General features: G+C 66.4%; 19 protein-coding genes. 6 read left to right on the forward strand and 13 right to left on the reverse strand.

All coding sequences use genetic code 11. The features are described 5' to 3' along the window. Window positions 1-33: 33 nt before the first annotated feature. From hutC to M3A49_RS08915, 6 genes are all read right to left on the reverse strand, one after another. On the reverse strand, window positions 34-783 hold the full coding sequence (gene hutC / locus M3A49_RS08890) for a histidine utilization repressor (protein WP_266228364.1): 750 nt from the start codon (window positions 781-783) through the stop codon (window positions 34-36). Window positions 784-796: 13 nt separating this feature from the next. Next, window positions 797-2,410, reverse strand: coding sequence for an HAL/PAL/TAL family ammonia-lyase (locus M3A49_RS08895; protein ID WP_266228365.1), 1,614 nt, complete (start codon window positions 2,408-2,410; stop codon window positions 797-799). 25 nt (window positions 2,411-2,435) lie between these two features. Further along, window positions 2,436-3,227, reverse strand: a complete 792-nt coding sequence (locus M3A49_RS08900) for an ABC transporter ATP-binding protein (protein ID WP_028206340.1) — start codon at window positions 3,225-3,227, stop codon at window positions 2,436-2,438. 25 nt (window positions 3,228-3,252) lie between these two features. Next, window positions 3,253-3,999, reverse strand: a complete 747-nt coding sequence (locus M3A49_RS08905; protein WP_028206339.1) for an ABC transporter permease — start codon at window positions 3,997-3,999, stop codon at window positions 3,253-3,255. Window positions 4,000-4,016: 17 nt separating this feature from the next. Beyond that, the gene (locus tag M3A49_RS08910) at window positions 4,017-4,748 is read right to left on the reverse strand and encodes an ABC transporter permease (RefSeq protein WP_069267091.1); all 732 of its coding nucleotides are present in this window, start codon (window positions 4,746-4,748) and stop codon (window positions 4,017-4,019) included. 71 nt (window positions 4,749-4,819) lie between these two features. Continuing rightward, window positions 4,820-5,671 carry a transporter substrate-binding domain-containing protein gene (locus tag M3A49_RS08915; RefSeq protein WP_254355675.1) on the reverse strand — a complete coding sequence of 284 codons (852 nt, stop codon included), beginning with the start codon at window positions 5,669-5,671 and terminating at the stop codon, window positions 4,820-4,822. A 436-nt stretch (window positions 5,672-6,107) separates the two neighbouring features. Here M3A49_RS08915 and M3A49_RS08920 point away from each other — a divergent pair, with 436 nt between their 5' ends. Both M3A49_RS08920 and M3A49_RS08925 read left to right on the forward strand, forming a co-directional pair. Then, window positions 6,108-7,403, forward strand: a complete 1,296-nt coding sequence (locus M3A49_RS08920; RefSeq protein ID WP_266228366.1) for an MFS transporter — start codon at window positions 6,108-6,110, stop codon at window positions 7,401-7,403. Between the two features lie 58 nt (window positions 7,404-7,461). Then, window positions 7,462-8,673, forward strand: a complete 1,212-nt coding sequence (locus tag M3A49_RS08925; protein ID WP_266228367.1) for a M20 aminoacylase family protein — start codon at window positions 7,462-7,464, stop codon at window positions 8,671-8,673. A gap of 14 nt (window positions 8,674-8,687) precedes the next feature. On the opposite strand, the gene M3A49_RS08930 is transcribed toward M3A49_RS08925, so the two are convergent. After that, entirely contained in the window at window positions 8,688-9,422 is a 735-nt protein-coding gene (locus M3A49_RS08930; RefSeq protein ID WP_323183126.1) for a helix-turn-helix domain-containing protein, read from the reverse strand. A gap of 142 nt (window positions 9,423-9,564) precedes the next feature. Between M3A49_RS08930 and M3A49_RS08935 the strand changes: the two genes are divergently transcribed. The 3 genes from M3A49_RS08935 (at window position 9,565) to M3A49_RS08945 (ending at window position 13,018) form a co-directional block, all read left to right on the forward strand. Next, the gene (locus M3A49_RS08935) at window positions 9,565-10,986 is read left to right on the forward strand and encodes an MFS transporter (protein WP_266228368.1); all 1,422 of its coding nucleotides are present in this window, start codon (window positions 9,565-9,567) and stop codon (window positions 10,984-10,986) included. A 118-nt stretch (window positions 10,987-11,104) separates the two neighbouring features. Then, entirely contained in the window at window positions 11,105-11,509 is a 405-nt protein-coding gene (locus tag M3A49_RS08940) for a DUF302 domain-containing protein (protein ID WP_266228369.1), read from the forward strand. A 174-nt stretch (window positions 11,510-11,683) separates the two neighbouring features. Next, window positions 11,684-13,018 carry a multidrug efflux MFS transporter gene (locus tag M3A49_RS08945; protein ID WP_266228370.1) on the forward strand — a complete coding sequence of 445 codons (1,335 nt, stop codon included), beginning with the start codon at window positions 11,684-11,686 and terminating at the stop codon, window positions 13,016-13,018. A gap of 106 nt (window positions 13,019-13,124) precedes the next feature. Here the strand turns inward: M3A49_RS08945 and M3A49_RS08950 are convergent, their stop codons facing one another. Next, window positions 13,125-13,382 carry a hypothetical protein gene (locus tag M3A49_RS08950; protein ID WP_035514085.1) on the reverse strand — a complete coding sequence of 86 codons (258 nt, stop codon included), beginning with the start codon at window positions 13,380-13,382 and terminating at the stop codon, window positions 13,125-13,127. Window positions 13,383-14,142: 760 nt separating this feature from the next. Here M3A49_RS08950 and M3A49_RS08955 point away from each other — a divergent pair. Continuing rightward, on the forward strand, window positions 14,143-15,576 hold the full coding sequence (locus M3A49_RS08955; RefSeq protein WP_266228502.1) for a cytochrome-c peroxidase: 1,434 nt from the start codon (window positions 14,143-14,145) through the stop codon (window positions 15,574-15,576). 93 nt (window positions 15,577-15,669) lie between these two features. Here the strand turns inward: M3A49_RS08955 and M3A49_RS08960 are convergent, their stop codons facing one another. The 5 genes from M3A49_RS08960 to M3A49_RS08980 form a co-directional block, all read right to left on the reverse strand. Then, complete coding sequence (locus M3A49_RS08960; protein ID WP_254357626.1) at window positions 15,670-16,008, reverse strand: cupin domain-containing protein; 339 nt, start codon at window positions 16,006-16,008, stop codon at window positions 15,670-15,672. A gap of 9 nt (window positions 16,009-16,017) precedes the next feature. Beyond that, the gene (locus tag M3A49_RS08965; RefSeq protein ID WP_266228374.1) at window positions 16,018-16,446 is read right to left on the reverse strand and encodes an OsmC family protein; all 429 of its coding nucleotides are present in this window, start codon (window positions 16,444-16,446) and stop codon (window positions 16,018-16,020) included. Window positions 16,447-16,525: 79 nt separating this feature from the next. Continuing rightward, complete coding sequence (locus tag M3A49_RS08970; RefSeq protein WP_266228375.1) at window positions 16,526-17,323, reverse strand: c-type cytochrome; 798 nt, start codon at window positions 17,321-17,323, stop codon at window positions 16,526-16,528. After that, window positions 17,320-18,945, reverse strand: coding sequence for a cbb3-type cytochrome c oxidase subunit I (locus M3A49_RS08975; protein WP_266228376.1), 1,626 nt, complete (start codon window positions 18,943-18,945; stop codon window positions 17,320-17,322). Before M3A49_RS08975 ends, M3A49_RS08970 begins: the two co-directional genes overlap by 4 nt. Next, entirely contained in the window at window positions 18,935-19,510 is a 576-nt protein-coding gene (locus M3A49_RS08980) for a cytochrome C oxidase subunit II (protein WP_266228377.1), read from the reverse strand. The genes M3A49_RS08975 and M3A49_RS08980 overlap by 11 nt, the downstream gene beginning before the upstream one ends. Between the last annotated feature and the right edge of the window lie 16 nt (window positions 19,511-19,526).

The following is a 19,526-nucleotide window of genomic DNA, read 5'->3' on the forward strand; positions in this document are numbered from 1 at the left end:
CGCGGCGAGGATCTGAGCGCGGTGCACCCGGTGTTATGTCGATACTTTGCCGACCAGATGAAAACGTGATGAGGGATGCCAAAGCTCGACGGCGGTCGCAACGGCGCTGCCGACCCACGTACGCCGCCACATCAGCAGGCAGGGCTCGCCAATATTCATCGAAAGATGGCGTCGTATGTCCGCGTCCGGTTTTTGCGCGTAGATCCGGAACTCCGCCCGTTGAACCGGCGCGAGCCGCATCATGTAGTGATTCGGTGTTTCCCGTGTGAAGTCCTGCTCGAGATAGCCCGGAAACACATGGGGGTTCACGTAGCGGTCCTCGTACAGAATTGCTTCGTCTTCCTCGTAGTGGACGATACGCGAATGGAACACGGAACCGCAGCCGAGCTCGAGTGCGGCCATCGCCTGATCGTTCGAGCTTGTCCCCAGCGTCAGCACCCGCGCGCTGTGCCGGTGACCCCGCGCGGCGATTTCGTCGGCAATGTTGCGAACCTCGAGGACGGTCGATTCGACGTCGCGCGAGGCAACGAACGTTCCCGCGCCCTGAACGCGTCTGAGCACGTGCTCGGCCGACAGTTCGCGCAGCGCGCGCGATACGGTCATTCGCGCGACGCCGAATTCCTTGACGAGCTCGGTCTCCGACGGAATGGCCTCACCCGGCTTCCAGGTCCCGTCCGTGATTCGATCGACCACGTAGCGCTTGATCTGCTCGTACGCCGGAGCGACCTTATGCGCTGTCGCGGCATGCGTCGAGTTGTCGATGAGCGAAGATGGCGCGTTCATACCTGACCTCGCATCAGACGCCGACAGTGCCGGGAACCGCGCTGGTCGCCGGGGCCCCCGTACTGCGCGCGATTGGCGGCATGTCCAGCTCCGTTTCCCGCGACACGGCCCTGGTGCCGTCACATGCCGGGCCGGGAAGCGGCGGTGGGGCGCTGTCGGCAACGAGGCGAAACGCGAAAGTCATGTCGTCGGAGAGCGGGCGGTCGTCGTGATAGGTCGGCAGCGTGGAGCGCACGCTGGCGTAGAGCGCGTCCGTATAGGGCGCGCGCGCCGCGTCGAGCGGCTGCAGATCGTAGGCCTGTGCCGCAGCGAGCAGTTCGATGCCGAGGATGCGGTTGCTGTTCTCGATGACCGCGAGCGCCTTTAGCGCGGCCGGCGTCGCATGGCACAAATGGTCTTCCTGCAGCCCCGATGTCACGCCGCCGTCGAGACTCGCGGGAGCGGCTTCACGGCGGTTCTGTGCGACGAGCGACGCGGCCGTGTACTGCGCAATCATGAAACCCGAACGCGTGCCGCAGGCGTGCGCGAGGAAGGCCGGCAGGCCGCTCACGAGCGGGTTGACCAAACGGTCGAGGCGGCGTTCGGCCATCGCCGCAACCTGTGCAATCGCGGTTGCGAGACTGTCCATGGCGAGCGCGATCGAGGCGCCGACCGCATGCGCCTGCGAGTACACCTGGGGCGACTCCGGCGTGCCGGCAACGATCGGATTGTCGGTCACCGAGGCAAGCTCGCGGTTCACGACTTCGGCCGTTGCAGCGAACGTGTCTCGCGCGGCGCCGTGCACGTGCGGAATCGTGCGTACGCTGAGTGGGTCCTGTGTGCGCCGCCCGAGCGAGACCTCGAGCAGCGAGCTACCGGCGAGCGCCGCGCGCAGACGCTCGCCCACGCGGGCGAGGCCCGGCGACACACGAAACGCAAGCGAACGGGTGTCGAACGCCGCGATCTGGCCGCCGAGATTCTCGAAGCTCATCGCCGCAACGACGTCCGCCCAGTCGAGCAAGCGCTCCGCGCGGTGAAGCGCGAGCGCCGCGAGCCCGGTCACGCACGGCGTGCCGTTCACGAGGCTCAATCCCTCCTTCGCTTCGAGCGACAGGGGCTGCAAGCCGAGCCGCTGCAGGGCTTGAGCGCCGCTCACGCGCTCGCCGTTCCAGCGCACATGTCCCGCGCCCACGCAAACGAGCGCGATGTGCGCCATATGGCTTAGATAGCCGACGGAACCGAACGCGGGCACCTCCGGCAGGCAATTCGCCTCCAGCAGCGCGGCAAGACGCTCGACGACTTCGAGGCGCACACCCGAGTGTCCATGCGCGAAGTTGTTGATGGCCGCAGCCATGATCGCGCGTGTTTCTTCTGCGTCTAGCGGCTCGCCCACGCCCACTGCGTGGCTCATGAGGATGTTGTGCGACAGGTCGTGCTGTTCGTCTTGCGAGACGACCACGTCGCACAGCGCGCCGACGCCCGTGTTCACGCCATACGCACGGATGCCGCGCGCGACGATCTGTTCGACGAGCACACGGGCGCTACGAATGTTCGCCTGCGCATCGGCGCAGAGTATCAGCGGCTCGCCTGCGGCGACGGTGGCGATCGCGCGCCAGTCGAGCGGATTCTGGGTACGGGTGATGGCCATGGGAGTGCGTGTGCGTGGTGCGGGTTTAGTGAGCGTTGCGATCCTGGTGGCTCGACACGAACTGGCGGAAGCGGTCCGACTTCAGTTCGCCGAATACCTCGTCTGGCGTGCCATCCGAATCCACCTGGCCCTGGTGCAGGAACATCACGCGATTCGAAACGTGGCGCGCGAAGCCCATCTCGTGCGTGACGACGAGCATCGTGCGGCCTTCGTCGGCGAGCGTGCGCATCACGCGCAGCACTTCGCCGACCAACTCGGGGTCGAGCGCCGAGGTTGGCTCGTCGAACAGCATCACCTTCGGATGCATCGCGAGCGCGCGCGCAATCGCCACGCGCTGCTGCTGGCCGCCCGACAGATGTGCGGGGTAGTGTCCGCGCTTGTCGGCAAGGCCGACCTTGGCGAGCAGCGCCTCGGCTTCTTCGACCGACTCGGCGCGGCTGCGCTTGAGCACGCGCATGGGGCCTTCGATCAGGTTGTCCAGCACGGTCATGTGCGACCACAGGTTGAAGTTCTGAAACACCATGCCGAGCTGCGAGCGCACGCGGTCGACCTGACGGCGGTCGCCCGGTTGCAGCTTGCCGTCGCTGCGGCGCTTCATCTTGAGTTCCTCGCCCGCGAGCGCGACCGAACCGTCGTCCGGCGTCTCCAGCAGATTCAGGCAGCGCAGGAACGTGCTCTTGCCCGAGCCGCTCGCGCCGAGAATCGAAATGACGTCGCCTTCGTGAGCGTCGAGCGAAATGCCCTTGAGCACGTGATGGTCACCGAACGACTTGTGGATGTTGCGCACCGACAGCGCAACGGGTGCTGACGTATTCATCAATCTCTCCAGGTAGGGCGGCGGGTCACGACGCGGCACGCGTGGCTTCGAGCGGCGCAGCGGGTTTGCGCGGGGCGGGCGGCGCCGCGCGCAGGTGGCGCGACAGCCGTTGCTCGACGAAGCCGATCACGCGCACGACCACGAAGTTCAGGAACAGGTAGATCAGCGCGGCGCACGTAAACACCTCGGTGGTGCGATAGGTCTGCTGAATGATCTGCTGCGCAACCCCCGTCACTTCCCAAACGGTGACGAGGCTTGCCAGTGCCGTCGACTTGACGAGCAGCACGGCTTCGGTCGAATACGCGGGCAGGCACTGACGCAGCGCGATCGGGCCGATCACGCGGCGCAGCAGGGCGAAGCCGGAAAGTCCGATCGAGTAGCCGGCTTCGATTTGTCCGACGGGCACCGCCATGAGGCCGCCGCGGATGATCTCGGCCGTGTATCCCGCCGTGCACAGCGCGAGCGACAGGACCGCGCAGACATAGGGCTCGCGCAACACCGGCCACAGAAAGCTTTCGCGAATCACGCCGAACTGCCCGAGGCCGTAATAGACGAGGAACATCTGGATCAGCAGCGGCGAGCCGCGAAATACGAGGATGTAGGCGCGCGCAAAACGGTTCGGCAGCCAGTGCGGCGAGACCCGCATCGTGACGATCACGAGCGAGAGCAAGCCGCCCAGCACGAGCGACGCGAAGAAAAGACCGAGCGTTGTCGGCACGGCGCCGATGAGCTGGCGCATCGTGTCGAGCAGGAACGCGAAATCGATATTCATGAGTGTGCGCTCCCCGATCAGTTGCGCGCAAAGTTGCGCTTGAACGAGCGGCCGACGACCGCTTCGGCGCGACCGAAGACACGGTTCGACACACCCGTCATGGCGAGATAGAGCAGACCGCCGACGACGAAGAAGAGGAAGTACTGGTGCGTCGAGCCCGCTGCGATCTGGCTCGCCCGCAGCAACTCGGCGAGCCCGGTGACCGAAATCAGCGCGGAGTCCTTCAGGCTCAGTTGCCAGACGTTGCCGATGCCGGGCAGCGCGTAGCGCAGCACCTGCGGGATCAAAATCCGGCGAAACAGCGTGAGCGTCGGCATGCCTATCGCGCGAGCGGCTTCGAGTTCGCCGCGTGCCACGGCGAGCACGGCTGCGCGATAGACCTCGGCCTGATAGGCGCCCGAAATCATGCCGACCGCGAACGCGCCGACGGCGAAGGGCGGCACGCCGACGAATCCGTCGGCGCCGAACCATTGACCGACGGTGGTGACCAGAGACGAGCCGCCGAAGTAGAACAGATAGATGACGAGCAATTCGGGCACACCGCGAAAGACGGTCGTGTAGAAGTCGCCGAACACGCGCAGCACGCGCAAGCGCGAGAGTTTTGCGGCGGCGATGAGCGCACCGAACACGGCGCCGATTGCTAGTGCGGCAAGCGTGAGCACAACGGTCATCAACGCGCCTAGGAGCAGAACGCTACCCCAGCCGTCCGGCCCGAGGCCGAGTGTGTTGAATAGCGATAACAGAGACATGGCATGGATCCACGCGGGTCGGGAAGCGAAGGCGCGCGTCAGGCGCGGCGCGCGCGGTCAGGATGCGACGCTTACGGCGTCACGTCGGTCTTGAACCACTTCAGGGCGAGCTTCTTCACGGTGCCGTCGGCAAGTGCCGCCGTGATCGCGCTGTCGAACTTCGCCTTCAGGTCGGCGTCCTGTTTGCGGAACGCGAGGCCTTCGCCCGGACCCCAGATCGGACCGGAGATCATCGTGCCGGCAATCACGACGGGCGACTTGTCGGCGTTGGCGGTGTAGTAGGTCACGTCGTCGAACGTGGCGTCGATGCGGCCGTTGGTGAGATCGAGATCACGCTCGGGCGCGGTCTTGTACACGCGCACTGACGCGACGTCCTTGAAGTTGGCGTTGATGAAGCCGGTGTACACCGTGCCCGACTGGATGCCGATCGTCTTGCCCTTCAGCGCCTTGCGCATCGACTCGATGGCGGGCGCGTTGCTGCGCGAGTCCGCGTCGAGCTTCAGAGGCGGCGTGTTCGGGCCGCCCTTCGGCAGGATCTTCGGATCGGACACGGCGAAGCTTGCCGGGGTGGCCGCATAGGGCTTCGAGAATGCAATGATTTTCTCGCGGTCCGGCGTGATCGAGATCGCATCCATCAGAACATCGAACTTGCCCGCCTGCAGGCCCGGAATCATGCCGTCCCAGTCCTGGGCGACGAGCTTGCACTGGATTTGTGCACGCGCACACAGGTTTTCGACGAGTTCGGGTTCGAACCCGCCAAGCTTGCCGCCGGGCAGTGTCAGGTTCCAGGGCGCATAGCTGCCGTCGAGCGCGATCGTCACGCTTTTCCATTCCTTCGCGCCGGCACTGCCGCTTCCAAGCAGCGTGACGCCGAGTGCTGCGCCAATCAGCGCTTTTGCCAGCCGGGTGTACTTCGCCTGCATGACCATGCTCCTTTGTCGGTGGGTACCGTGGACCCGTGGGGACGTTGTTTCGTTCGTGCGACTTGCATAGACAAGAATGGAGAGAAAAGAATTCGAGCGCAAGAGAATTTCATAAATCCGGGCTCATGGAAAACCCTGTGAGCGGGCGTGGATTCGCGATGAATCGGTGTTTGTGGCAAGGCGAGACGTGGTTGCGGCATGGACTGTTTCAGCCATTGGTGTGCCCCATTAATTTGTCTAGTCATGTCGAGGGCTGTGAGCCGCAATGGAGAGGAGACGCGCAATGGCGGCCATCGCTCGATGGCCGTTGCGCGTCACTGCGATTCCATCCGGTTATCAAGATGAAAATTTGTGACTTCTTTCAAAAGTGAGACCTGCCTGAATATCGACCGGCCACTTCCTGTTCCCACCGCTCCACGTCTCGCGGAGATCCGCCATGAATGACGCCACGCTCAGCGCCACCGCCCCGCTTGCGCCGCCCGCGGCCACTCGCCAGAGCCAGTTCCGCCTGATCGCCGCGTGTTCGATCGGCAATGCGCTCGAAATGTACGACTTCACGGTCTACAGCTTTTTCGCGCTGCTGATCGGCCGGCTCTTTTTCCCCTCGGACAGCACTTACGGCTCGCTGCTGCTAGCTGTGGCGACGTTCGGCATCGGTTTCGTGATGCGGCCGCTGGGCGGCCTCGTGATCGGCAGCTATGCCGACCGGCGCGGGCGCAAGGCCGCCATGACGCTGACTATCGCACTGATGGTGGCGGGCACCCTGTGCATCTCGCTCGCGCCGACCTATGCGCAGGCCGGCGTGCTGGGCTCGCTCGTGATTCTCGCGGGGCGGCTCCTGCAGGGCTTCTCGCTCGGCGGCGAAATCGGCGCGTCCACGGCCATGCTGATGGAGTCCGGCGAAGTGGGGCAGCGCGGCTTTCGCGTGAGCTGGCAACTGGGCAGCCAGGGCATCTCGGCGCTCGTCGGCGCGCTCACGGGCGCGGTGCTCTACGCCACGCTCTCGCCGCAGGCGCTGGAGAGCTGGGGCTGGCGTCTGCCGTTCCTGGGGGGCCTGCTGATCGCGCCGGTGGGCCTCTATATCCGCTCGAAACTCGACGAAACGCACGAGGCCGAGTCCGACGCGCCCAGCCCGCTCGGCACGCTCATGCGTGAGCACGGCGCGAAAGTGGGTCTCGGCATTCTCTCGATCACAGCCGGCACCGTGGGAATGTATCTCGTGGTGTTCTTCATGCCGACCTACATGATTCGCGTGCTCAAGATGCCGCCGTCGCTCTCGCTGCTTTCGGGCTGCGCCACGGGCTTCACGATGCTCGTCGCATCGCTCGTCTCGGGGCGTCTCGCGGACCGCCTCGCGCGCCGCAAGCGGCTCGTGCTCGGTGCGCTGCTCTTCAACATCGTGGCCATCGTGCCCGCGTTCTGGCTGATGACGCGCATGCCGGGCGTGCCGCTCGTGCTCGCGCTCTCGGTCATGATCACGGCCGCGGCGAATCTCGGCTCCACCCCCATGCTGCTGATGCTCATGGAAATGCTTCCCGCCGGCGTGCGCGCAAGCGGTCTCTCGGTCATCTATAGCGTGGGCGTGACATTGTTCGGCGGCAGTTCGCAGTTCATCGTCACGTGGCTGCTCGCGAAGACCGGCAATCCGCTTTCGCCTGCGGTCTATCTCGTCGTTTGCGGGCTCATCTCGCTGTGCGCCGTCGGCGCGATTCGCGAGCGGCGCGTCGGCTGACGATGCGTTGCACGCAGCTTTTCGCCTTTCGATCCTTCACACGATTAACGGAATCCTCATGAAACGTGAACCGTCGCTCACGCCGTTCCAGTTGCTGCCCACTTTGCTGCCCGAGATCGAGATCGACGCCGGGACCTTCATCGACATTCGCCGCCAGATTCATTCGCAGCCCGAACTAGGCTTCGAAGTGGGCGCTACGGCGAAGCTCGTCGCCATGCTGCTGGAGAAGTGGGGCTACGAAGTGCATACGGGAATCGGCAAGAGCGGCGTGGTGGGGCAGCTCAAAGTGGGCAGCGGCAAGCGGCGCCTGGGCATTCGCGCCGACATGGACGCGCTGCCGATCGTCGAGAACACGGGTCTGCCGTACGCGAGCCAGACGCCCGGCAAGATGCACGCGTGCGGCCACGACGGCCACACGGCCATCCTGCTCGCCGCCGCGAAAACGCTGGCGGAGCGGCGCGATTTCGACGGTACGCTCAACCTGATCTTCCAGCCCGACGAAGAGAACCTGTGTGGCGCGAAGGCGATGATCGAAGACGGTCTGTTCGAGCGCTTTCCCTGCGATGCGGTCTACGCGCTGCACAACATGCCGGGCGTGCCGGCCGGGACGTTTCGCGTGCTGCCGGGGGCGGTGAGCCTTTCATCGGATGTGGCCGACGTGACGCTCAAGGGCGTGGGCGGCCACGGCGCGATGCCGCACCGCGTGAAGGACCCCATCGTGGCTGCGGCGGCGCTCGTGACGGCGCTGCAAACCATCGTCGCGCGCAACGTGGCGCCCGACGAATCCGCGGTGGTGTCCGTGGGCTACATTCGCGGCGGCGCGACCCACAACGTCATCCCGGCGACGGTCACGCTCGGGCTGAACATCCGTGCGGCGCGCGCCGAAACGCGCGCGCTCGTGGAAGCGCGCGTACGTGAGATCGTGGCGCTCACCGCCCAGGCACACGGCGTGGAGGCGCTGATCGACTACCGGCAGCTCACGCCGCCGATGGTCAACACGCCGGACGAAACCACGCTCGCGCAGCAGGTCTGCGCGGAGCTGGTGGGCGAGGACAACGTGGTCATGCAGGCGCCCAAGGGCTTGAACGGCAGCGAGGACTTCGCCTGGATGCTCAATGCGGTGCCCGGTTGCTACCTGCTGCTCGGCAACGGAGAAGGGGAGTTCGGCGGCTGCATGGTGCACAACCCCGGCTACGACTTCAACGACCAGGTGCTGCCGCTCGGCGCGGCGTGCTGGGTGCGGCTCGCGCAGCGGTTTCTCGTCGCGTGACGAAGTGCAATTCGTTAGTCATTCGAATCATCTGCGTGGGCGGCTAACAGGTCGGGCGTCAGGCCCAGCCGCTCGCGCAGATCGAGCCAGCCGCGCGGCGTGACCTGCACCGCGCGCGACGCACGCGAACGCCGCATCCAGCCGCGTTCGCACAGCAGCGTGAGCAAGGCCACGCCGAGCGGCCCGGCCAGATGATGCTGGCGCTCGGTCCAGTCGAGGCATTGACGCGCAATGCCGTGGCGCCCCGGCTTGAGCGCGGCGACGTCGAGCCCGAGTTCGCCGAACCATGTCTCGCCCGCGGGTGTCACCGCGAAGCGTTTGTCCGCTTGCGCCGTGATGAGCCCCGCATCCGTGAGGCGCTCCGTGATTGCCACGCCGACCTGGCCCGCGAGATGGTCATAGCAGCAGCGCGCGAAGCGCAGGTCCCGCGCCTCGCGGCCCAGCGGCTTGCGGCGCACCGGTGCGCGCGCGCCGACCGTCGCGAGGTTTTCGAGCAAGGTGGCGACCTGGGCGTCCGCGAGCCGGTAGTAGCGGTGGCGGCCTTCCTTTTCCACGGCCAGCAGCCCGCCATCCAGCAGCTTCGCCAGATGGCTGCTCGCGGTTTGCGCGGTCACCCCGGCCGCGTAAGCCAGTTCGCCGGCGGGCAGCGCGCGGCCATCGGCGAGCGCCATCAGCATCGCGGCGCGCGCGGGGTCGGCGATCAGGAAGGCCGTGGCGGACACCCTCGGGTGCGTGTTCATGCCATTCATGCGTTTCTCCAGGACATACGCATAGCGTAGCGCGCGAGCCGGGTCGCATGTTTCGACACGCATCGAAGCATCGGCACTGCCGTGCGCCCGATACTGGGCTCGTGACCGGCGCCCAACGCGCGCCGGCGTAGCGGGGGAGCCCATGCAGATACACGAGACGCACGATACGCACAGCCGCGAACAGCAACGCCGGGTGCTCTGGGCCACGAGCATCAGTTATGTCGTGGTGATCCTCGACACCTCGATCGTCAATGTCGCGCTGGAGCGCATCGGTGCGAGCCTTGCCGGCGGCGTGGCCGGCCTGCAATGGGTCGTGAACGCCTATACGCTCACCTTCGCGAGCCTGCTGCTGTCGGGCGGCACGCTCGGCGACCGGCTCGGCGCGCGCCGGGTCTATATGGCCGGGCTCGCGGTCTTCACGGCGGCCTCGGCGTTGTGCGGCGCCGCTCCGAGCCTCGCGCTGCTCACGCTCGGACGCGTGCTGCAGGGCCTGGGCGCGGCGCTGCTCGTGCCCGCCTCGATGGCGCTCATCAACGGCGCGTGCGCGAACGCGCGCGAGCGCGCGGCCGCCTTCGGCGTGTGGGCTGGACTCGGCGGCGTCGCGATGGCGGCGGGCCCGTTGCTGGGCGGCGTGCTGATCGGGCTCGTCGGCTGGCGCAGCATCTTTCTGCTCAACGTGCCGGTGTGCCTCGCCGGCATCGTCATGGCCGCGCGTGTGGCGCCGCAGCCGCGAAGAGGCGCGCCACGCCGGCTCGATCTCGCGGGCCAGGCGGCGGCCATCGCGGCGCTGGCGCTGCTCAATGCCGCCATCATCGAGGCGCCAGCGCACGGCTGGCATGCGCCGCTCGTCGCGGGCGGTCTCGTGCTGGCGGGTGGGGCGGCGATCGCCTTCGTCGCGCTCGAAAAGCACCGCGCGCAACCAATGCTCCCACTCGGCTTCTTCCGCGAGAGCGTGTTCAGCGCGGCCGTGCTGGTCTCGATGATTTCGGCGTTCACGTTCTACGGTCTGCTATTCGGACTCAGCCTGTATCTCCAGCAGGAGCGCGGCTACGCGCCGTTGCGCGCGGGTCTCGCCTTCCTGCCGCTCACCGTGGTGGTGCCGATCGGCAGTCTGCTTTCGCGGCGCGCGGTGGCATGGCTCGGCCCGCGCGCGCTCGTCGCGCTCGCCTGCCTGCTCGCGGCCGCGGGCTATCTCGGCGCGGCAGCGTACGCCGCGACGGCGCGATACGACTTGCTGGCCTTGCCGCTGCCGGCCATCGGTTTTGCCGCGAGTCTCATCACGCCTGCGGCCACGGCGGCGCTCATGGCGACGGTCGATCAGGGCCGCGCGGGCATCGCCGCCGGCGTGCTCAACGCCGCCCGGCAGACCGGCGCGGCGCTCGGCGTGGCCGTGGCGGGCGCCATGATCGCGGGGCGCGCGTCGATCGGCGCGGGTATGCGCGTGAATCTGCTGATCGCCGCCGTGCTCTCGGCAGGCGCGGCGTGGGCATGGTGGCGTGCGTGGTCCCGCCACGCAGCGCATGCCGCCGAGTCGCATGGCGCGAAGAAGACGCATGCCGGGTAGCCGTGCGCCTGACTCCTCCCCGCGCGCGCCCTGGATCATCCGCTGTGCATTCTGGGATAAAGTGCCGTTGCATGCATCGCGCATTCGCGCGGGCCGTGCGCCATAGGAGGAGTCTGTCATGGCCGAATACGGGCAACATCCCTCGTCCGTGCTGGCGCTCAAGAGCGCCCACGACTTCGACACGACGATCGCGCGCCTGAAGACCGCGCTGGCCAAGGCAGGCGCGGATATCTTCGCCGACGTCGACCAGCGCGAAGCCGCCGAGACCGCCGGGCTCAACCTGCGCCGCACGCGCCTCATCCTGTTCGGCAATCCGAAGGCGGGTACGCCCGTCATGGCGGCCAACCCTCACGCGGCGGTCGAGTTGCCGCTGCGCATGGTGATCTGGGAAGACAACGAAGGGCACACGCGGCTCGACTATCGCGACGTCTCGCAGACGCTCGGCCCGCTCTATGGCATCGACGCCGAAGTGCTCGTGCCGCTGCAGCGCGTGGTGGGGCTGCTGCAGACCGCCGTGCAATAGCGGCAAACGAACTGCGCGCCTCGCGCCAGTAACATCGGCCGGCGCCTGAGCGCCCATCTTCGGCGGACGCTTAAAAAATTGACAGGCGCGGCGCGCTTCGCTTAACGTAGGTGCCTTGCGACTTCACCCGGCGAGCGGGCGAAGCGCGTAGCCCGCCGCTGCCTCGATCCGCCGATGACCTCCCGCGCAGAAGACCCCGACGATCCGCCTCGCGATCGCGCCGGGGCGTCCGATTCGACTTCCGCATCTTCATCTACGCCATCGCCTGCCATCTCCCACACGCAGCAAGCGCTACCCGGAAACCCGCACGACGCCGATGTCGAGCAACACTGGCGGCGCAATCTCGCGGTCTGCGTGGTCGGCTCGTTCACGACGCTCGTCGCGATGACGCTGATGCTGCCGTTCCTGCCGCTCTACGTGGAGGAACTGGGCGTGTGCGGCCACGCGGCGATTGTGCAGTGGTCGGGTATTGCGTACAGCGCGACGTTCTTCACGGCGGCGCTCGTCGCTCCCGTGTGGGGGCGCCTCGGCGACCGCTACGGCCGCAAGCCCATGCTCGTGCGCGCGAGCCTCGGCATGGCGATCACGATGTCGCTCATCGGCATGTCGCGCAATATCTGGCAACTCGTCGCGCTGCGTTTGCTCGCGGGTTTCGCGGGCGGTTATTCGTCGGGCTCGACCATCCTCGTCGCTACGCAAACGCCGCGTCACCGCTCGGCGTGGGCGCTCGGCGTGCTGTCGTCGGGCATCATGGCCGGCAATCTGATCGGGCCGCTGCTGGGCGGCACGCTGCCGCCGCTCATCGGCCTGCGCGCCACCTTCTGGGTGGCGGGCGCGACGATCTTCGCGGCCTTTATCGCGACCTGCGTGTTCGTCAAGGAAGCGCCGCGCCCCGCGCGCGTAGCGCATGCGGCGCAGAAGGGCGGCTGGTCGGCGCTGCCCAACAAGCGCCCGATCGTCGCCATGCTCGTGACCGGCATGCTGCTGATGCTCGCCAACATGTCGATCGAACCCATCATCACCGTGTATGTGGCGACGCTCGTGCACGACCCCGCGCGCGTGACCTTCGTCGCGGGCCTCGCGATGTCGGCGGCGGCGCTCGGCAGCATCGTCGCGGCTTCGCGGCTCGGGCGCGTGGCGGACCGTGCAGGGCACGCAAAAGTGATCGTCGTGGCGCTGGCGGCCTCGGCATTGCTGCTCGTGCCGCAGGCGTTCGTCACGGCGGGCTGGCAACTCGTCGCGCTGCGCTTTCTCATGGGCGTGTCGCTCGCGGCGCTGCTGCCGTGCATCGCGACCGTGATTCGTCACAACGCGCCGGACCATGCCGCGGGCAGCGTGCTCGGCTATTCGGTATCGGCGCAGTTTGCGGGGCAGGTGCTGGGGCCGCTGATCGGCGGCTTCGTCGGCGGGCATCTGGGCATGCGCGCCGTGTTCCTCGGCACGAGCCTGCTGATGCTGGCGGGCGCGCTGTTCACGTGGCGCGCGGTGGGTTTCGCCCGGCGCGCGTAACGCGGCGGCCAGCCCGCGCGCAGGCATTGAAAGTGTGAGAGGCGAGGGCGGCGGATCTTGCGCGCCGCCGCCTCAGGTTCATCGGCGCTCGCTCACCGGGCGCGGGTCAGTGACCAAAAAACACGTCGCAGTCGGGCCGCGGCCAGCACATCTTGCCCGTGCGATGGCCTGAGGCGCTGTGCGTATCGGGCGTGCCGCCATACGACATATCGGTGCTGGCCTGAGCCGAAGCATCGGCGTCGTCGGTCATCGTCTGATGCGCGCGCTCCTGCGAAACGGGTTCGTCCTTCGCGCGCGCCGTGCCGGGCGCAACGGCTGTCACGGCCGCCACGCATGTGGCGATCAATGCCAGGCGTAATGTCATATCAACCTCCTTTCTCGAGTTCGTGAGTGCGCCTTCGCGGCAATGACGAAGTCACTGCGGGATAACGGCGGAGTGGCTCCGCGGCGAAGGTGCGCGCGAGCAAGACGCAAAGCCTTAAGTCGCACACTCATCTGGAAAGTCGGGATGCCTGCGCGCAGCGCACGGCTGCCGAACGTCTTAGCTCACTGCTCACGAAGGAAGCGCGCCCACGCATTCGGGGGCGGCACAGCGCGGCGCGGCGCAAGAAGAAGGGCGCGCGGGCGCAGAGAACATCCGCACTGTGCTTTCAGTTATAGCTCGCGCCCCAAGGAGTGCAATCGGCTCAATCCCGGCCCCTGCGCACGGACCGAATCCAGGGCCGAATCCAGGACCCTGCACACACCGTCCCTCCAGCGATTCTTTCGATTCTGAAAATAACTGAAAGTATTTGGAAATTAAACGGTCGCCGTGTAGTCATCCTGCGATGTTGTAATGCGCTCGCTCTGATGTAAGGCGCATTGGGGCCTGTCGGCAGGATGGATGGGCGCCGTCTGAACGCCGCGGCGGCAGGGCGCACTGGTGCGCGCCGCGATTTGATCGACGGCCGGCGCGAGGTTCGACCGTCGGCACGCGCAAGTCGCGCGCGTGCAGGGCGGCCGGCCTCGCGCCGTTGTCACGTCGTGTGGCTCTCGCCGCGCTGCGCGCCAGCTTCGATGTTCGCTGGGTGCTCGCGGCGTTCGGCTTTTCCTTCTCGTGGTATTACGCAAAGAAAGATCGCATCATGTCCGAGCTTTCCACTTCGCCTACACCGTCTTCACCCAAACCGCGCAGCGCGGCGAGCCCCACGCGGCTCGTCCTGCGCGCTGCCGCCGCCGTGATCGCGGTCGGCGCACTGGTTTTTTGCGCCTACGCCGTGGCGTTTCCTGCCAACGTGCCCGATGCCGTGGGCGAGGTCGTCGAGAACCCGACGGGCGCGAATCCGCACCCGGTGGTGCTGCAGCGCCCGCCAGTCGCACCGCTTTCGGCGATGGCGCAGCTCGGCAAGCAGCTTTTCTTCGATCCGGCGCTCTCGGGCTCCGGTCAGCAGTCTTGTGCGTCGTGCCATAGCCCCGATCGTTCCTACGGTCCTCCCGATGGGCACGACGTGCAGATAGGCGGCCTCGCGATGAACCAGCAGGGTTATCGTCCGCCGCCTTCGCTCATGTATCTGTACCGTCAACCGAACTTCAGCATCGGTCCCGACCAGGGTGAAGCCGACGACGCGCCGACGGTCGCCCAGCAGGCCACGGCCGCAGCCGACGTCGTGAAGTCGCAGAAGGTGGCGGGCGGCGCATCGACTTCCGCGGAGATGGTGCCGCAGGGCGGCCTGTTCTGGGACGGCCGCGCCGACACGCTGCAGCAGCAGGCGTATGGCCCGCTGCTCAATCCCGTGGAAATGGCGAACACGAGCATCGAACAGGTGGCGACGAAGCTCGAAAAGGCGCCGTATGCGAAGCACTTCACGGAACTGTTCGGAGACCGGATCTTTGGCGACCCGAAGCTGGCCGTCGCGGAGGCGATGTTCGCGATCTCGCGCTACCAGGTGGAAGATCAGTCGTTCCATCCCTATAACAGCAAGTACGATCGTTGGCTCGAAGGCCATGCGCGCCTCTCGCAAGCCGAGCTGCGCGGCCTGCGCCTCTTCAACGACCCGAACAAGGCGAACTGCGCGGGCTGCCACCTCTCGAAGCCCGGCAAGGACGGCCTGCCGCCCATGTTCACCGACTACCAGTACGAGGCGCTGGGCGTGCCGCGCAACAACAAGCTCGCGCAGAACAAGGACCCGCACTTCTTCGATATGGGCGTATGCGGCCCGTTCCGCTTGGACTTCAAGGACCAGACGCAGTACTGCGGCATGTTCCTCACGCCCACGCTGCGCAATTCGGCCACGCGCACGGTGTTTTTCCATAACGGCGTGTACCACAACCTCGACGACGTAATGGCGTTCTACAACGATCGCAATACGGACCCGGGCAAGTTCTATCCGCACGGCCCCGACGGCAAGATCGACAAGTACGACGATATTCCGCCGCAGTTCCAGAAGAACGTGGACGTGACCGATGCGCCGTTCGACCGCAAGTTCGGCGACAAGCCGGCGATGACGCAAAGCGACATTCAGGACATCATCGCGTTCCTCAAGACGCTCAACGACGATCCGCAGCCGTCGAAGCAATGAGCGAGGCGGGGCAACCCGTCTTCGACAAGTAAAAGGGCGTGTCCGGCATTCGCCAGGACACGCCCTTTTTTGTGGCGGATGCTGCACTAACCCTTACTTGTCCCCATGGGCAAGATGAATCGTGACGATCACGGAGGCGTCGTCGAGCGCTTCCAGCGCGTGCGTTTCGCCGCCGCCGAGCAGCAGCATGTCGCCGGCGTGCATGGTGCGCGGGTCGCCGTTTACGAAGAAACGGATCACGCCTTCCACGCACTGCACCGTGATCTCGCCGGGCACGCTGTGCTCGGGAAGGCGCTTGCCCGCGGGCAGCACGATGCGCATGACTTCGAGTTGCTGCGCGCGGATCAGGGTAGTCGACTTCGCGTTCTTGAGCGCGCCGCCTAGCGGACGCACGTCGAAGACCTCACCCGGCGCGGCATGGGGGACGGCCATGACAGCCTCTCAAACGAGCTTCGCGTTGAGCGTGATCTTCGCGTTGTTGGCGAAGAGCTTCGACACCGGGCAGTTCTCCTTGGCGCCCTTCGAAAGCTCGTCGAACTTCGCTTGATCGATGCCCGGAATCTTCGCGGTCATGTCGAGCTGGCAGCTCGTGATGGCGAAGCCTTCGCCCACCTTGTCGAGTGTGACGGTCGATTTCGTCTCGATGCTCTCGGCCGTGAAGCCCGCCTGGGTGAGAAAGAGCGAGAACGCCATCGTGAAGCAGCCCGCGTGCGCCGCGCCGATCAACTCCTCGGGGTTCGTGCCGGGACCGCCTTCGAAGCGCGAGGCGAAGCCATACGGCGCTTCCTTGAGCACGCCGGTTTGCGTGGAGATCGTGCCCTGTCCGTCCTTGATGCCGCCGTGCCATATTGCCGATGCCGTCTTTTGCATGATGTCGCTCCGCGAGGTTGGGTGAGGGACGTGCAGGGCGCGCAATTTGCATACCGCCGCAAGCCCCGCGTGGTTGGGTTCAGGGTTGCTTCGGCGGCGTTTCGCCCGCGTACCAGGCGGCGGCGGCGTCGATTTCCTCGGGCGTCATGTTGCGCGCGATGTTGCGCATCTGCTCGGAAATGTCGTTATGGCGCGTGCCGTTCGCGAACGCGAGCAACTGCGCCTTGGTGTACGCGGCCGGCAGGCCGTCGAGCCACGGGCTGCCGATCTTGCTGTCCACGCCGCCATGGCAGGCCGCGCACGCGGGAATATTGCGCAGCGGCGCGCCGTGCGCCACGATGGCGGGTGCGCCGCCATGCAGGTGCGCGATCGGCTGCAGCGAGGCGTAGTAGGCGGCGAGGTCGCGCATGTCCTCGTCGGACAGATCGCGCGCCATGGGCGACATCACCGCGTTCTGGCGGGCGCCGGTCTGGAAGTCGTGCAGTTCCTTGAAGACCACGATGGCGAACTGGCCCGCCAGATTCGGCGAATTGGCCATGCTGATGCCGCGCGGGCCATGGCACATCGTGCAGCGCAAGCCGAGCGTCGCGCCGCGGCCAACCGAGAGCGTCGTCGCGCCGTCGAGCATGTGCGGCGTCAGTTCGACCTGGCTCAGCTGGTAGCCCGGCGGCACCGCCGACCCGACCGGGTGCCACTCGCGCGGCACGCCGGCCGCGCTGCAGATCGCCGTCCAGATGCCCTGAAAATACGGGTCGCTCTTCGCGGAAGGCAGCCAGATGAAGCCGATCAGCACGGAGACGACGAACACGACGATCGCCGTGCCCACGCCCGCGCGAAACCACACATTGCGAAACGAGAACAGGCGTTCGTCGCTCATCGCTGTGCTCCAATCGGGATCGCGGGCACGGCCGTTTCGGGCGTCGTCAGCAGTTGCGCGATCGGGTAGCCATAGTTGGTGATCGTGAGCGCGATCATCAGCACGACCCACAGCCCGAAGCTATTGAGCGCCACCGGCAGCGTGGCCGACTCGTGCACCGGCTTGCTGAAGCGATATTCCTCGGGCGCGGCCGCCTCGCTGCGATGCCCCTGGAGCAGCACGGTAAAGAACAGCACCGCCGAGATCACGAGGATCAGCCCGCCAAGGGCCGAGAGCACCACGAGCGCGCCCTGACCCGCGAGCGCCGGGTCGCTGTAGTCGTAATAGGCCATGCGCCGCGGCATGCCCATGAGGCCGACCAGGTGCCACGGGAAGGTCGTCACGATCATGCCGATGAACCACAGCCACAACTGCCAGCGCATGAGGCGCCAGTTGTTGAGCGCGCGGCCCGTGATCTGCGGCCACAGGTCGTAGGCGATGGCGAAATACATGATGACGATCGCGCCGCCGTAGATCAGGTGAAAGTGGCCCGTGATCCATTGCGTGTTGTGCACGGATTGGTCGAGCTGGTAGCTCATGTTGATGAGCCCGCCCGCGCCGCCGAAGCCGAGCATGACGAACGAGAACGCCACGGCCAGCATTTGCGGGTTCTGCCACGGCAGCTTGGCGATCCAGCCGAACGGGCCCTTGCCGCCGCGCAGCCGCCCGGCGATTTCGACCGATGCGCAGATCGTGAACACGGTGAGCAGCGTGGGCACCGAGACGAGCGCCGTGAACACCGACTGCACGAACTTGAAGCCCGAGCCCACCTGCGGATCGGTGAAGAGGTGGTGCAGGCCGATCGGCATGGCCACCACGAGAAACAGGATGAACGAGATGCGCGCCATCACGTCGCTGTAGAGCCGACCGCCGATCGCGCGCGGGATGATCGTGTAGTAGGCGATATAGGCGGGCACGAGCCAGAAGTAGACGATGGCGTGCAGGGTCCAGGAGAAGAACACGCGCGCGAGACCCGCGTCGATCGTATTGCGCCAGCCGAAGGCCACGGGCAGGATCTGGAACAGCACTTCGATGGCCGCGCCCACCGCGGTCCAGCCCCAGAGATACGCGCCCGCCGTGGTCGCGAACATGGCGAGCGGCAGCGGTTTGCCGCGATTCTCGCGCTTCCATTTCGCGGTGTTCACGCCCATCAGCGCGACCCAGACCCACGAGCCCACCACGACGAGCACGACGCCCAGGTAATAGAACACGTTGCCGATCATCGGCGGGTAGAAGGTGTAGAGCACGGAGGCGAGGCCGAGTGCCACGGGCACCGAGGCCGTGACGGCGCCGAGCGCGAGCAGGATGAAGCCGAGCCAGGCCCACTTCACGCCCACGAGCGGGCGCTTGAGCGCCAGTTCGCTGACCGCGTAGCCGAAGCCCATGGCGATGAGCGTGGGAAACACGTAACCCATCACGGTGCCGTGCTCCGTGACCGAGCGGTAGTAAAGCTCGGGGTCGTTGAGCCACGGATGCAGCGGGCTGCGCACGAACATCTGCCACGCGCCGAGCAGCAGCGCCACGCCGAAGACGATGAACGCGAGCCAGAAGTGGGCGAGTACGAGTCGCTTGTTATTTAACACAGCTGAGTCTCCGCGCTGAATTGCCTGCCTGGTTCGCCATCTGCATGAAGGCGTCCTTGTCGATGACCTTCACGTGGGCCCACATGCCCTGGTGGCCAGTGCCGCAGTATTCGTGACACGGCATGAGGTGGTCGGCGGGTTTGTCGAAGGTCGTGCGGAACGTTGAGATGTAGCCCGGCTCGACCATCGAGTTCAGGTTGGTGTCGGTAACGAGAAAGCCGTGCACGACATCGGCGCTCGTCGCGCGAAACGTAATGGGCGTGTTCGCCGGGACGAGGATGCATTGCGGCGTGAACGAGTATTGCTGGGCGAGAATGCGCACCGTCACGGAGCCGTCGGTTTCCACGGCGCTGCCCAGGTTCGACTCGACGAATTCGCCGGACACGTGCAGCGTTTCCGGATTGACGAGTTCCACGCGCGAGGGCGGCATCATGGCCCAGTGCAGGCCCGTAAACACCACCACGGCCACGAGCAGGGAGACGAACGCCACCATGACCGTCGCCCAGCGGCGCTCGACGCGCGCGGCGACTTCGGCACTGGCATGGTTATCGAGCGGATTCGACATGAGGCCGGCCTTTTCT

It is taken from the genome of Paraburkholderia sp. CNPSo 3076, assembly GCF_026343935.1.
GTDB classification, from domain to species: Bacteria; Pseudomonadota; Gammaproteobacteria; order Burkholderiales; family Burkholderiaceae; genus Paraburkholderia; species Paraburkholderia nodosa.

Excerpts from the sequence above, each read along its gene's own strand:
- M3A49_RS08960 (WP_254357626.1), bottom strand. The coding sequence starts at position 16,008 with ATGGCCGTCCCCCATGCCGCGCCGGGTGAGGTCTTCGACGTGCGTCCG.
- M3A49_RS08950 (WP_035514085.1), bottom strand. The coding sequence starts at position 13,382 with ATGACATTACGCCTGGCATTGATCGCCACATGCGTGGCGGCCGTGACA.
- M3A49_RS08895 (WP_266228365.1), bottom strand. The coding sequence starts at position 2,410 with ATGGCCATCACCCGTACCCAGAATCCGCTCGACTGGCGCGCGATCGCC.
- M3A49_RS08925 (WP_266228367.1), top strand. The coding sequence starts at position 7,462 with ATGAAACGTGAACCGTCGCTCACGCCGTTCCAGTTGCTGCCCACTTTG.
- hutC (WP_266228364.1), bottom strand. The coding sequence starts at position 783 with ATGAACGCGCCATCTTCGCTCATCGACAACTCGACGCATGCCGCGACA.
- M3A49_RS08920 (WP_266228366.1), top strand. The coding sequence starts at position 6,108 with ATGAATGACGCCACGCTCAGCGCCACCGCCCCGCTTGCGCCGCCCGCG.
- M3A49_RS08970 (WP_266228375.1), bottom strand. The coding sequence starts at position 17,323 with ATGAGCGACGAACGCCTGTTCTCGTTTCGCAATGTGTGGTTTCGCGCG.
- M3A49_RS08910 (WP_069267091.1), bottom strand. The coding sequence starts at position 4,748 with ATGTCTCTGTTATCGCTATTCAACACACTCGGCCTCGGGCCGGACGGC.
- M3A49_RS08940 (WP_266228369.1), top strand. The coding sequence starts at position 11,105 with ATGGCCGAATACGGGCAACATCCCTCGTCCGTGCTGGCGCTCAAGAGC.
- M3A49_RS08935 (WP_266228368.1), top strand. The coding sequence starts at position 9,565 with ATGCAGATACACGAGACGCACGATACGCACAGCCGCGAACAGCAACGC.
- M3A49_RS08930 (WP_323183126.1), bottom strand. The coding sequence starts at position 9,422 with ATGAATGGCATGAACACGCACCCGAGGGTGTCCGCCACGGCCTTCCTG.
- M3A49_RS08900 (WP_028206340.1), bottom strand. The coding sequence starts at position 3,227 with ATGAATACGTCAGCACCCGTTGCGCTGTCGGTGCGCAACATCCACAAG.
- M3A49_RS08980 (WP_266228377.1), bottom strand. The coding sequence starts at position 19,510 with ATGTCGAATCCGCTCGATAACCATGCCAGTGCCGAAGTCGCCGCGCGC.
- M3A49_RS08905 (WP_028206339.1), bottom strand. The coding sequence starts at position 3,999 with ATGAATATCGATTTCGCGTTCCTGCTCGACACGATGCGCCAGCTCATC.
- M3A49_RS08915 (WP_254355675.1), bottom strand. The coding sequence starts at position 5,671 with ATGCAGGCGAAGTACACCCGGCTGGCAAAAGCGCTGATTGGCGCAGCA.
- M3A49_RS08955 (WP_266228502.1), top strand. The coding sequence starts at position 14,143 with ATGTCCGAGCTTTCCACTTCGCCTACACCGTCTTCACCCAAACCGCGC.
- M3A49_RS08965 (WP_266228374.1), bottom strand. The coding sequence starts at position 16,446 with ATGCAAAAGACGGCATCGGCAATATGGCACGGCGGCATCAAGGACGGA.
- M3A49_RS08945 (WP_266228370.1), top strand. The coding sequence starts at position 11,684 with ATGACCTCCCGCGCAGAAGACCCCGACGATCCGCCTCGCGATCGCGCC.